Genomic DNA, 12,712 nt, shown 5'->3' on the forward strand with positions numbered 1-12,712 from the left:
GGCTGTTGCCTGATTGGTTTTGGGCAACGGCCGCCGCATTGTGGAGTTTCGCCAACCCTTTCACCCTAGGAGCAATCATGATTCAAGTTCTCAGCATATACGCCTCGCTGAACGGACAAACCGAAAAAGCGAGCAGGGAGATAGAACGGGCCTGCGCCGACAACGGATGCTCCGTGACCTCGGTCAACGTCCGAAAGCATGATGACATACTGTCGCTTCTGGATGCCGACATCACATTCATCGGGTCCGGGGTGTATACCTGGCTGCCGGGAAAACAGATGCTCAAATGGATCGAACGGCAATTGGGACACGCACGGACAGAGGGACTCATCCTCCCCGGTTCGCCACGCCTGCCGGGTAAATTCGCCTGCGTCTACTGCACGTATGGCGGGCCGCACACAGGCGAGGCAGAGGCGGTCCCTTGTCTGAAATACATGGGCCAACTGTTTGATCACCTGGGAATCACCGTGGCCGCAGAATGGAGTATCCCCGGCGCATTCATCCCCAAGGGCATGCAGGAAATGAATGTGAAGGGACGGCTCGGCAACATAGAGGACCGACCCAATGCGGACGATTTGAAATCCGTTTACCAAAGGACCGCAGGACTTATCAAAGCCCTGTCCTCATCAATGATCTAGCCGTCCCTTCTCCCGCAAATCCACCGGGAGCAGAGATTCCGATTCAAGGAGATGCATACGATATGTCCAATACTCCAACAACCACGCGCCATGGCAGACACGCCAAGACCAAAGGGCATGGTCCCACCAGCTTGTGGCTGCATGAACCGAAAACCATTGTCGCCCAACTCGATCTTTGCCGTGACATCGTCCTGCTGGACGCCGGATGCGGGGCCGGTGAATATTCCCTGCTGGCCGCTCGTCAGTTGAGAGGTGCGGGACGGGTCATTGCAATAGACAACATAGCGATTTCCATTGAGAAGCTTCTGTCCACTGCCGAGGAAGAAGGTTTGACCAATATCCAGGGGCATGTCTGCGACATCACCGACAGCCTGCCAGTAGCTTCCTTGAGCGTGGATCTCATCCTGCTCAGCACAGTGCTGCACATCCGCGCAGTACGCGACCGTGCTTCGGGTATGTTCCGAGAATTCCGACGTGTTCTGCGGCCCGAAGGAAAGGTAGCCGTTATCGAATGCAAAAAGGAGGAAGCAAATTTCGGCCCGCCCCTGCACTCGCGGCTTTCCCCAAACGAGGTCGAAGCACTGGCTGCCCCAAGCGGCCTGAGAAAAAGCTCCCTGGTGTTTTTCGAACACACCTATCTGCTCAGCCTGGAATAGGCAGGGATAGCCGAGGGCGTACCTGGCCCATCTCATTCTTTACGGGCCAGGTACGCCCTGAACGGCATCTCCTGCCTGCCTATGGAAGCGGCGCTGAAGTGCAGGGAGTTGATCAGGTCGAATCCGCATCGGCCGCTCAAATCGATGATGGAAGACAGGGAATGCAGTTGCATGAAGACCGGGGAATGCTCGTTACGACCGGTTATGCGCCGCTCTTTTTCTCCCCCCTCCCCCTGATCCGGGACCACGAAAGCAAAGATGCCGCCTTGTTTCAGTACACGGCTTACTTCGACAAAGATCACTGACAGGTCACTGAAAACATGCAGCAACCCTGAACAGACAGCATGATGCACGGCGCCATCGTCCAACGGGTATGGCGCAACGCTCACGTCGTGCTCCAAGAGGCCGGACGCAAAATTCTTCTGACGGCAAACCGCGAGCATTTCGCTGGAAAAGTCCAATCCGATCACCCTGAGGCCGACCCGGTGAAACAGGATGGAGGCCAACCCCGTCCCTATCCCGACGTCCAGAACTGTTTCCCCCGGGTTGACATACCGATAGCTCAAACCGAAAAGAATATCGGGGTCCAACCACCCGGCCTGTTCAGCCTTCTGGTCATATTGCAGCACATGATCACCGGTGAAGGCTTTTCTGATTCTGGCGTTGTCTGTCATAGTCTGTTTCCTTTTTGGTCAGTTCGAGGAGCTTCTGACAGCAGCTTCCGAAGAGATATTTCTTTGCTCAGTATCGCGAGACAATCGAAGGGCCATCTCCGCAATAATGAAGCCGAAGACAATGAGCCCGGTCAGCAGGGAATACAAAAGCGTGAACCCGCAGACATCCCCCAGTTTGCCCGTCAGCGGAGCCGTGACCAGAGGGACCAGGATGAACAGGCTGCTCAACACGGCGAATCCTGTCCCGGAATTGCGCCCGACACAGGCTCGCATCATCAGGGTATAGCCCCACACGTTAATGCCGCCCATAAGGATGTTGTCCATGGACAAGACGATGCCTGCCTCCAAAATGGTAATGGTCCCCACCCTGGACAGGTACACGGCATAGACAGCAAGCAAGATGGTTCCGACGCAAAAGAAACGAAGGTACAACCGGGATCCGAAACGATTGAGAAACCATGCAGTGGCAATGGTTCCCGCCACTCCAAAAGGAACGGCATAGTGCATCATCAACCGCCCCATGGCGGAAGAATCCAGTCCGAGGTCCACAAACAGCGGTGTACGCATCATGAAACTGCTGAAGGCAAAGGCAGTGGGAGCGATGAGCACAGGCAACAGCCACCGGACCTCGCGTCTGCGCAAAAAGATTCGGACCCCGGCTGGCTGCTCCTTGGGGTTCGCGCACTTACGGTAAACCGGCAGGATTTCCTTGTGCAGGAACACGGGAAGGCTGAGCAGGAACACCGTTGCGGAGAGGGCAATGCACAGGCTTTCCCATCCCAGTGAGCTATGCAGCGCAAGCATCAGACCGCCTCCGAGAAACAATCCCACGTAGCGTGCTCCGGCCTGGATGGTGTTGCCCCAGGGCCGCTCATGCTCCAGCAGTATGTCCGAGGCATAGCCGTCCACGGCAATGTCGTTGGTGGCCAGCACGGTATTCAGCACCGTCATGACCAGAAACATGGCGATAAAGGCCGAATCCGGCGGGGTATGCGCGGCCACCAACAGAAGTATGGCGGCCACCCATTGCAAAGGGAATATCCATGAACGGCGGCGACCCAGGGCTGGGATATAATGGTGGTCCACCCAGGAAGCATACAGGAATTTCAACGCCCAGGGAAAATGCAGGACAAAAATCCAGCCTATATGGGCCAGGGATACATCGTTTTCACGCATGATTACCGGCAGACTGCCGAAGACATACCCCATGGGTATGGCCTGGCAAAAATACATGGTGGCCAACAGGAACATCTTGTGGGCCGAGCCGAAGCCCGGCCCATGGAGTCGAATATTCATTTCGGTATATCCCGGCCAACGGCCGTTAAAAGGTATAGTCCACCGAAACCCCGAAAGTACGGAGCTTGCCGTCTTCGGCAATGCCTGCCGTGGTATTTTCAAAGGCCACATAATAGCGGTCAAAGAGGTTTTTGGCCCACAGGCTGCATTCCAATTGCTTCCACTGGAAGCCGAGGCGCATGTTGACCAGTTCGTATGCCGCCTGCCTGACCGTGTTGGCGTTGTCGAAGTATTGCGGCCCGACTCCGCTCAGCCCCACGCGTCCGAACAGGTCGCAATCGGCTGCAATCCGGTCGCGGTAGTCCAAGGCGAGTTCGTAGGAATACTCGGGCACGCAGAAAACGCGTTCGCCCGCATAGTCCACTCCGAGAACCGGGTCCTCGTATTCGTCGAAACGCGCATCGATCCAGGAGGCGTTGCCGCTCAGGGTCCAGGCTGAGGCCAACTTGAAACGGCTTTCCAATTCAATCCCGGTGCGGTGGGACTTTCCTGCGTTCGCAAGGTACCCCTGCTTGACGGAGGCCTGGTACAGGGAAAGCTGTTCATTATCGATGGTCGTGTAGAACGCCGCGACATTGACCATCAATCGTTTATCAAATGCAAAGGACTTCACACCGACTTCATACAGCCAGCTCTCCTCTTCACCGTAGCCTTCGTCCCCGTGCGGAGCTGATGCATCGTTGAAGCCGCCGTTCTTGTGTGCCTTGGCCACGGCAGCATAGGTCATGACCTCGTCGGTAAAATGCCAGGCCAGGGACAACTTGGGCAGCAGCGCCGTATAGTTCTCCTGCCTGTCAAAGGCCGAGGTGACCGATGACATGCCGTTCGCAAGGATGTTTGTCCGCGTGGATGCCCCTTTGGCGTGTTCATATTCACCGCGCAAACCCAAGGTCAGGTCAAACCGGGGAAGCACTGCATACGTCGCTTCTCCGAACACGGCGCTTCCTGTATTCCTGCGGACGGTGTCGAATCGCACCTCCATCCCGGGATTGGGGGAAGCCGAGCCGAAATGGTTGCCCACGATAGTTTCGGAATCAAAATGATACAGATAGAGTCCGGTGATCCATTTCAACGGTCCGCCATCCTCCGGCGACGTCATGCGGAACTCCTGGGAAAAATTCTTGTCCTTCTGCAGAAAACGCTTTCTCATATAGTCCAGCGGAGAGAAGTCGGCATCGATCCATTCGATGCTGTCATAGCCCCGGTATCCGGTAATGGATTGAACCGTGCCCATGGTGGTCTTCCATTCCGAGTCCAGGCCAGCTCCCCAGAAATCGACATCCTGACTGCCCTCGAAGTCGTGAGAATAATGATAGCGGTCGTCAGCAGAAAAAGTACCGGACTGGACATAACCGTTACGTTCTGTCCTCCGGCTGGAGTAGGCCCCGTCGTCATGATGCTGGCCGTCCAGAGACAGGGTCATCTCCCAATCGTCGGAGGCCTTGTAGCGCAACTTCACACGACCGGCTTTGCCCTCCTTGTTCCGTCCATCGTCGCCACCGGTCTCGATGTCGTTTTCCATGAATCCGTTTTCCGAGCTGGCCAAGCCGTAAATCCCCAGAAAAAGCTTGTCTTCGATCAGAGGGCCGCTGCAATTGGCCCGCAGTTCCCTGGTTCCGTAGTTGCCGAAGGTGGTTCCTGCGGTGGACGCGAATTCATTACCCGGCCGGGCTGTATAAATATTGATGACGCCCCCGGTGGTGTTGCGGCCGTATAAAGTGCCTTGCGCCCCCCTGAGAACCTCAATACGATCCACGTCGAACAGGGGAAAACCGAACATGTACGACTGAATGTAGCTGACTCCGTCCACGTTGAACCCGGTTCCGGACTGTCCCGCAGGCAGACTCTTGATCCCGCGCAGGAAAAGCAGCCCGTGCTTGCGGCTTCCGAAATCATGAAACTCCAGGTTGGGCACATGCTCGGCAAGATCGCTCATGCCGTCGATGCCCATGTCCTGAATATCGCTTTGTTCCAGGACGGTCATACTGGCCGGCACTTTCTGCGCTTCTGCGGACCGTTTTTCTGCTTTAACCACAACAGTCTCCAGGGTCAGAGGCTCCTTGTCAGGGACTTTTTCAGATGCGGCCAATGCCCCCTCGGGCATGACCGCAAACAGCAAAAACAGTAGACTCCACATGATAACAACACGCATTCTCAACTCCTCTTTCCTTTCAGTTCGGCAGACCCTTTTGATACGGCTGTCGTCTCTCGACGCAGTCGTATGGTGCCGATGACTGTAAGGAAGAAGGACTGTTGATTTCTACTCGAAGGACTAGAGTTATTGCCCGAATACCAGAAGACGCCCAATGAGCCACCGGGAATCTTGATGCAGGGCTAGCGCCTCTGTCCTGAGGACGTATGAAGATGTTCGCGAAGGGCTTTGAGATAGGCTTTCGGCAGTACGCCGAAACGCTTCTTGTAGGCCGCTGAAAAATGGCTCAGGTTGGTATACCCTATGTTCCAGGCTACCTCGCTTACGTTCATATTCCCTTCGGCGAAGAATTTCTTCGCTCGTTGCAACCGATACTCCTTGATAAAGGCGAAGACGGACATTCCGAAAAGCGTTTTGAACCCGGCTTGCATGTTTGCAATGGGCAGATGATACTGATCCGAGAGCTCGGACAGGGTCGGTGGAGCGGCGTGGCGTTCTTCCAGTTCTTCTCGGATGGCGTGCAGAATGTCCCTAAGTTTGGGGCACAGGGCGGTCCGCGGCCCAGCATTCGAAGGAACCGCAAGAGACAGGGCCAACAATTCCATTGCCTTGCCCTCGATATACATCCTGAAATCAGCACTGTTTTTGACGCCGTAAAACAATTCATTGGCCACGGCCTGCACCATGGGGGGCTGTCTGTGCTGGCGGACAAAACCGCTGCACCTCTTGTTTTCCAAAACCTTGAGCAGGCATGGCGTCACCTGCTCCATGTCCCGGCCAAGCAAGGTTCGGAGGGTGAAGGGGTGCACATGGATATGCATGATCCGAATTTTCCTTTTGGCAGGAAAACGGACGGATCCGCACATATTGGGCACGCATCCAAAGCCAAACTCACCTGCCCCGTTCTTCAATTCCACACTCCCCTGAGCCAGGGTATCCACCGTGTTGATGAAGGAGCCCTCCAGGAAAAAACCGAAATCGATCAAGGTATTGTTCTTGGTGAATTCCAAAGAGAAGTCATGGGAAAAGCAAGCATCCAAAACAGTAAGAATCAAGCCGCTGCTCAATTGCTCTTGTTGCCACAATCGGCCAAACCATGCCGCCCTGTCCGCACTGTTCAGGGAAGGAAAATTCCGGACCGAATTGGACCGGGGCACAGAGTTCGAACAAGGGGGGCAGACGGGCACAGAAGCAGCGATGGGACGCAAGGTTGACTCCGAATGTAAAGATTTTGATTTTCATTATCAATGATAAGGGTGTATAAATATATCTGCCCAGGCCTGTCAACCAGAATGCCCTGCTGCAGAAGTCGTAGTGAACCTATCTCCGGGGAAACATCACCCTTCCGCCTCAAAAGCTGTAGCGCAGTGACGTATAAATATTGGTATTTTTTTCAAATTGTCCGAAGAACGTGTGCTTCGATTCTCCTGTAAAGACATTCGCACCCAGCCCCACTGTCGTCTTATCCGAGACCTTGTAGCTGATGTTGGGCCGCAAGTACGCGTCGTTGTCGCTGGGAGAATAATAGGTGTCCAACGCCAGGGTCAGGTTCTGACTCATGAGCAATTGCGTCAACTGCACGGTCAGCACATGCCGGAACTCGTCTCGCGGTTCACCGATGCTGAGCCCTTTGCGGTATTCAGCATAGTCGCACATCTGCTCGACGTAGTACTGGACGTTTACGTTGAAATCCTTCCACGCTTCCTGCGTATAGCCGACAAGGTAGCGCATCTCGGAATTGCGGACCGAAGGGTTCTCCCCGCCATGGCTTTCAGGAGAGTCGTAATAGACGAATTCCAGATTGCCGATACCCGGACCGACAGCGCCACGGATGCTGCCGCCATAGGCGTTCATTTCCGGAAACGTGGATTCACCCTTGGCGTTGGTCCCGTTCGGACTTTTCCAAAACCCCCTGTAGAAGTAGAGTGCCAATTCATAATCGTCGATGTTGCGGTATACGCGGGCGGCAAATTCGTCGTCTTCAAACCACCGGTCAGGCGTATCGGTCCTGAGAACGTTGTCATTGCCCAACAGTTTTTGTCGGGCGGCGCTCCAGTAGGATATGTATTCGCCGTTTATGTATCTGTCGGATTCGAATTTGGGCGTATACACGAGATCCACGTTGGCAAAATCGCTGAACACTCCCACCTTGATCGAGGTGCTGGGCGCCTTGAGATACTCCGCGTCCCTGCCGATGAAAAACGACTGCCAGTCCTTGGGAAACAGGTCGTTGAGAAAGACCAGACCGCCTGTGCCCCAGGTCAGGATTTGTCGACCGGCCTTGATGTCCAGAAAGTCGTACGGCCTGGAAAACATCCAGGCCTCCCTCGTCTCGTAGGCAGTGCAGTCAGCCACCACATCCCCGCGGAGATCTCCCCTGAACTTGAAGTCCACGTTCTCCGTGCTGGTGAATGCCTCCAATTGCAGCCTCGTCTCGGCCACGGAAAGGCCCTTCTCCTCCGGATCGCTTTGTGTGCGGGCACCCACGCGGGTTTCCAAAAAACCATACAGCTCCAGTTGCTCCAATATTTGCTCCAGGGGAGAAAGGGAGTCCTCCTCCGCAAGGGCAGCAGGGGCCGGAAAGGCCAGGGCTGCGAACAGCCCCAGCCATAACCCCATCAAGACTGCTTTCATCGCATCACCTCTTTGGGCGGCCTTCTGAGGTAACGCTCACTGAAAATATCCTCCTCAAGGGGAATGTCATACTTGATGTCGGAAAAGGACATGACCGTGGAGCTTCCGGTTTCGAGGTTCCTGAACATTGATTCCGTTACCGTTGGAAATACTTTATCCCCATTCTGGGTCGCTATTTCTTCAACGTTGAGCACTTCCATGACACGGTACAACGTGTCGCCCTTGTAATAATCCACCTTCATGGGAATAAACGTTTTCCGATCTATGTATGCCAAATAATGCGTGAACTCGACGCCTTCCGGGTTCTTTGGCGTGTTCTTGATAACGTAATATCCCTCCAGATCCTCTTGCCGTTCGTGCCTGTCTTCGCTTGTGTTGCGCCCGGAAATGTCCTCATAAAGGAAATCCGAACCCGCAAAGCTGGTGCGCTTGTCACCGGCCGCGATCCGCTTTACCAGGTCCAGGCCGGGCATGTAGAGCCAGCGTGCGTCGTCCTGCCCGGGTTCCACGGTCTTGTGCACGAGAAAGGTCATTTTGCGCACGTCTGCCGGGGCCTTGAAGTAGGTCATGTATTTCTGAGCCTGATCGCATCCAGGCATGTCTTTTCTCAGGATGTTCAGTTCCCTTATGCGCACGCGGTCCTGACTGTCCGTTATGGTGAAGGTCACCTTTCCCTTGCACGTCTCCCCTTGATACAGGGCCACGTGATTTGCCCTCGTGATAATGGCCTCGGCATCCAGTTCGGTTGCGGGGCATACCGCTGATATCATCAGGGACAATGCCGTAATAACTGCCAAAACAAGTATGCATCTTTTCATTTTAAACCTCTCTATCATTTTGTTTTAATACAGTTTCTCCGACCGGCGCTGTCGCGGAGCAGGTTCACCGGGGAAAAACAACTTTGTCGCGAGCGTTATTATTGCGGGCATGGCAACCAGGGTCAGCGCACCTGAAAGCATCATGATGGAAGACAGGAGCAGGCTTGTGGTCTGGTAAGGGACAAGGGATGAAACCAGCAGCGGAAGAAATCCTATGGAGATAACCAGCACGTTTCGACTGATGGCCCTTGCCGGAGCCGCAAACATGCGGGGCACGGTTCGCTCCCACGAGCCCATACGTGAGTGGATGGAACGGCACCGCTCCACAAAGTGTATGGCGAAGTCCACTGACATGCCCAGGGTGAGCACACCGAGAACGGCCACCGGCATGTCATAGTCCTTGCCGATTATGCCGATGAAACCGTAGATCATGGCTATGGTGATGGTCAGCGGGATCATGCACAGCAGGCCCCATTTCACCGACCGGAACAGGAAAACCGTCATCAGCAGCACAATACCGAAGCTGCCCACGAACGAGCGCAGCATCCCCTCCACCATTTGGTTTTGCCAGGCAACGTTGATGTATGTCAGCCCGGCCCAGCGGTGCTCGATTTCCACGGGCGGAGGATTCTTGCTGAAATACTCGTTCACATACCTTTCCACGGCCTCCATGTCCTTGTTGTCGCCGCTGGCGAGCTGGAACAACACGCAGGCGCCGTTGTAGTCCGGGGTCACGAAATGCCACAGGTCGTGGGGGCGATGGCTCTGCTGGAACTGCATGTAGCATTCACCGACTCCCTGCAGCGTATCCGGCACACGGTAGTTGCCCAGCTTGCCGTCGATCATCTCCTGATTGATCTTGCTGACCACATCCGCCGAAGATATCCCTTTCCCCACCAGACCCTGATCTTGAAGCTGCTGTTGCAACCGGGCGACATACCGAAGGACTTCCGGCTGCTTGAAAGGCTTCCTCTTCTCTTTTTCAAGGCTGAAGTAGTTGGCGAATTCCTCGTAGACGTAAAAATCCTCATCAGACTTGGCGGCTGCGGCATGCTTTTCCGCAATTTCTATGGCCGCATCCAGGAACGATCCATTCGGATTGGCGCTCGTTTCTGCGGACAGGGCCGCGATAAACTGCCCGGCCTGTTTGCCGGATTGTGCACTCCCCTCCATGTCTCGGCAAAACTCTGTGAAACGCTTAATTATATTGAGTTGCTCCTCGCGAGAAACGGACTGCGCATTCTTGCCTTCCAGAATCAGATAGGCGGGATACGTTCCGCTGAAATGCCTGGTCAAAGCAGTGTCCGCCTTTCGGATGGGATGACTTGTCGCAAACCATTTCACCGGGTTGTCGTTTATCCTGATCTTGGTGATTCCCCATGCCGAAATCGCCACGAGAACCACAAGCAAGGCCACTATGGATTTTGCATGTTTGAAGGATGCCTTTCCGGTGAAAACCAGAAGCTTTGAAAGCGGAGAGGCTTTTTGCTCCAGCCTGATTGCAAGGCCGAAATTGGCAAAGGCCCTTTGGGGAAGGACCATGATGTACGCAGGGACGAACAGGATGGTCAGCAGCCAGGCGATCATGATGCCCGCGCCTACGAAAACGCCGAAGACCTGAACAGGAGGAATGGGTGTCAGGGCAAGGGACATGAAGCCGGCGGCCGAAGTCAGTGAAGTGTAGAGCATGGGCATGAAGAGCGTCTCCAGCACCTTGCGTATCGTTTCCTTGCGCCCTTTCTCCACCGTGTAGGAATCGAAGAACTCCGACAGGATGTGGATGGAATCCACAACGGAAATCGACATGAGGAACACCGGTATCATGGAACTCATGATATGCACCTTGAAGCCGGTTCCGATCATGAACCCCATGGTGATAACCACCGACAACGTGGCAATGATCATGGGCAGGATGGTCAACGAGAGTTTCCTGAAAAAGAAAAACAGCAGGAGGAATATGGTCCCCATGGCCAGAGGAGAAGACACCATCATTTCCGTGAACATCTCCACGCCAATGGCATCCTGCGCCACGGGCAGGCCCGTGATGTGGACTTCATCCTCCATGCCCATTTGCGCGACTTTTTCATTGAGCGCAGTATAGACCTTATAACTCAGATGTTTGTCCGTCAGGGGCAGGTACAGGCAAATGGCCTTGCCGTCTTCAGAGGCCATGCGATCCGCAAGCATGGGGTTGGACATAATCCGTTCACGCACGCCCAATGATTCCTCCCTGTTGCTCGGCGGAGCAGGCATGAGCCAGTCAAAGGACACGGTGCCCGGTCCGGCCTGGCTAATATGCTCCACCAGGGACGGAGCAATCATGTCCACACTGATGACCCCGCCGCTTTTTTCCGGGTCGTCGGGATTTTCCCATCTGAGGGTCTTGGCATATTCAGCCAGCGTATAGATATTGCCCAGAGTCTTCTGGTTGAACACCCCGTCCGGATTGCCTTCGTTCACGATCCCAAGCACCACGATTTCCGAAAGGGCAAAGGTCTTCTTGGCCTGATTGTGGAAGACTCTGGACGGGTCGCTTGTCGGGAGCATGTGCTCGGGATCGGTGTCTATTTGCACTTGCGGAAAAAACGACCCCGCCAAAACCGCCAACAATATCGTGAACAGGATCGTCGATTTGCAATGCCCGATGGCAATGGCCACCATGGTATTCTTCAGCTTCATTTCATTCCCTCGACATGATTAAAATTGCGGTCCTGGCAACTTGATCCACAGGACCAACCCATACACGCTGCAATAGTAAAGCTGCTTAACCATTCCAGCAAAAAATACGGCAACTGATGCTTGCCGCTCGGTGTTGCTCAAAATTCTCAACAAGTATTCCGAGGCAGGTATACGACCGCGTTTACAAGAAGTCAAGAGAAAGTAAACGACTTCGTTTACATTTTCCTGTTCAACAAATAAATCATGTAATCAGCGTGTTACATCATAAAATATACAGGAATATGCCACGCGGACACCGCCTTGCTGGACGGAAACAACAACACGCGGTATTGAACGGCATGCAGACGTTGGAGGTACAGGAATGGGGGAGATGACAAAAAAACAGTTGGACATCATACGGGCAGCATGTGCCGTATTTGAAAAGCACGGTTATTCGGGCACCGGCATGGAAACCATAGCCGAGGCGGCCGGAGTTTCAAAAAGGACGCTCTACAAATATTACGGCAGCAAGGAAGCCGTATTTTCGGCGATAATCAAGCACCTTCGCCAAAGCGCCACCCTGAAGCAATGTCCACGATACCAGCCTGGGACCTCTGTCAGGGGGCAACTCGTGGGGGTCGTCTACGCCATGCTCGCCCACCTGAACAGAGAGGAGCACATACGTCTGGCCCGAATCATCATCGCGGAAGTGATCAGAGAACCAAAACTGAGTGAAATCCTTTCCGAGGCCGCCGATTTCTCAAAAAGCGCTCCGTTTCTATGGATACGTTCGGCCATGGAGGACGGACAACTCCGCTCCGAGGCTCCGGAAAAGGCTCTCACCCATTTGGGCGGCCTCGTAAAATCCGCTGTCATGTGGCCCAGACTTTTCTTCTGCCACGCCCCCCTGACCGAAGGGGAAATCCGAAATTTAGCAGAGGAATACGCGGACTTTTTCTTGAGTTACTACCGGCTGTGAAACACATTGAATCCTGGGAGAGCCAGAGGTGGATCACCTCGTTGGATCATTTAGCAACATTCTTATAGGTGGACGGATCAGCCACCTCCGACCATTTGTATACCATTCTAAATATTCCACGAAAAAAGGCTTAGAAGGAAAACCTTCTAAGCCTTTATAATCATTGGTGGAGCTGAAGGGAATCGAACCCACGACCTCTTGAATGCC

General features: G+C 54.3%; 11 protein-coding genes. 4 read left to right on the forward strand and 7 right to left on the reverse strand.

Features of this window, described 5'->3' with window-relative positions:
- The first annotated feature begins 77 nt into the window (after positions 1-77).
- Together DWB63_RS03065 and DWB63_RS03070 are read left to right on the forward strand one after the other, a co-directional pair.
- Positions 78-638, forward strand: coding sequence for a flavodoxin domain-containing protein (locus tag DWB63_RS03065; RefSeq protein ID WP_241648583.1), 561 nt, complete (start codon positions 78-80; stop codon positions 636-638).
- A gap of 62 nt (positions 639-700) precedes the next feature.
- Entirely contained in the window at positions 701-1,294 is a 594-nt protein-coding gene (locus DWB63_RS03070) for a class I SAM-dependent methyltransferase (protein ID WP_128327342.1), read from the forward strand.
- Positions 1,295-1,326: 32 nt separating this feature from the next.
- On the opposite strand, the gene DWB63_RS03075 is transcribed toward DWB63_RS03070, so the two are convergent.
- The 4 genes from DWB63_RS03075 to DWB63_RS03090 form a co-directional block, all read right to left on the reverse strand.
- Complete coding sequence (locus DWB63_RS03075) at positions 1,327-1,968, reverse strand: class I SAM-dependent methyltransferase (RefSeq protein WP_128327343.1); 642 nt, start codon at positions 1,966-1,968, stop codon at positions 1,327-1,329.
- An 18-nt stretch (positions 1,969-1,986) separates the two neighbouring features.
- The gene (locus DWB63_RS03080; protein ID WP_164879771.1) at positions 1,987-3,264 is read right to left on the reverse strand and encodes an MFS transporter; all 1,278 of its coding nucleotides are present in this window, start codon (positions 3,262-3,264) and stop codon (positions 1,987-1,989) included.
- A gap of 25 nt (positions 3,265-3,289) precedes the next feature.
- On the reverse strand, positions 3,290-5,416 hold the full coding sequence (locus DWB63_RS03085) for a TonB-dependent receptor (protein ID WP_128327345.1): 2,127 nt from the start codon (positions 5,414-5,416) through the stop codon (positions 3,290-3,292).
- Between the two features lie 182 nt (positions 5,417-5,598).
- Positions 5,599-6,237 (reverse strand): AraC family transcriptional regulator, encoded by a 639-nt coding sequence (locus DWB63_RS03090; protein WP_206613121.1) that lies wholly within the window; start codon positions 6,235-6,237, stop codon positions 5,599-5,601.
- 121 nt (positions 6,238-6,358) lie between these two features.
- On the opposite strand from DWB63_RS03090, the gene DWB63_RS17415 reads away from it, so the two are divergent.
- Entirely contained in the window at positions 6,359-6,667 is a 309-nt protein-coding gene (locus DWB63_RS17415; RefSeq protein WP_206613122.1) for a hypothetical protein, read from the forward strand.
- A 99-nt stretch (positions 6,668-6,766) separates the two neighbouring features.
- On the opposite strand, the gene DWB63_RS03095 is transcribed toward DWB63_RS17415, so the two are convergent.
- From DWB63_RS03095 to DWB63_RS03105, 3 genes are all read right to left on the reverse strand, one after another.
- Positions 6,767-8,050 carry a hypothetical protein gene (locus tag DWB63_RS03095; RefSeq protein WP_128327347.1) on the reverse strand — a complete coding sequence of 428 codons (1,284 nt, stop codon included), beginning with the start codon at positions 8,048-8,050 and terminating at the stop codon, positions 6,767-6,769.
- Positions 8,047-8,820: an outer membrane lipoprotein-sorting protein gene (locus DWB63_RS03100; protein WP_241648585.1), complete on the reverse strand. Its 774-nt coding sequence runs from the start codon at positions 8,818-8,820 to the stop codon at positions 8,047-8,049. The genes DWB63_RS03095 and DWB63_RS03100 overlap by 4 nt, the downstream gene beginning before the upstream one ends.
- A gap of 72 nt (positions 8,821-8,892) precedes the next feature.
- Positions 8,893-11,547, reverse strand: a complete 2,655-nt coding sequence (locus DWB63_RS03105) for an MMPL family transporter (RefSeq protein ID WP_128327349.1) — start codon at positions 11,545-11,547, stop codon at positions 8,893-8,895.
- Between the two features lie 370 nt (positions 11,548-11,917).
- On the opposite strand from DWB63_RS03105, the gene DWB63_RS03110 reads away from it, so the two are divergent.
- Positions 11,918-12,505, forward strand: a complete 588-nt coding sequence (locus DWB63_RS03110) for a TetR/AcrR family transcriptional regulator (RefSeq protein ID WP_164879773.1) — start codon at positions 11,918-11,920, stop codon at positions 12,503-12,505.
- Positions 12,506-12,712: the final 207 nt, after the last annotated feature.

The organism is Pseudodesulfovibrio sp. S3, from assembly GCF_004025585.1.
GTDB lineage: Bacteria > Desulfobacterota > Desulfovibrionia > Desulfovibrionales > Desulfovibrionaceae > Pseudodesulfovibrio.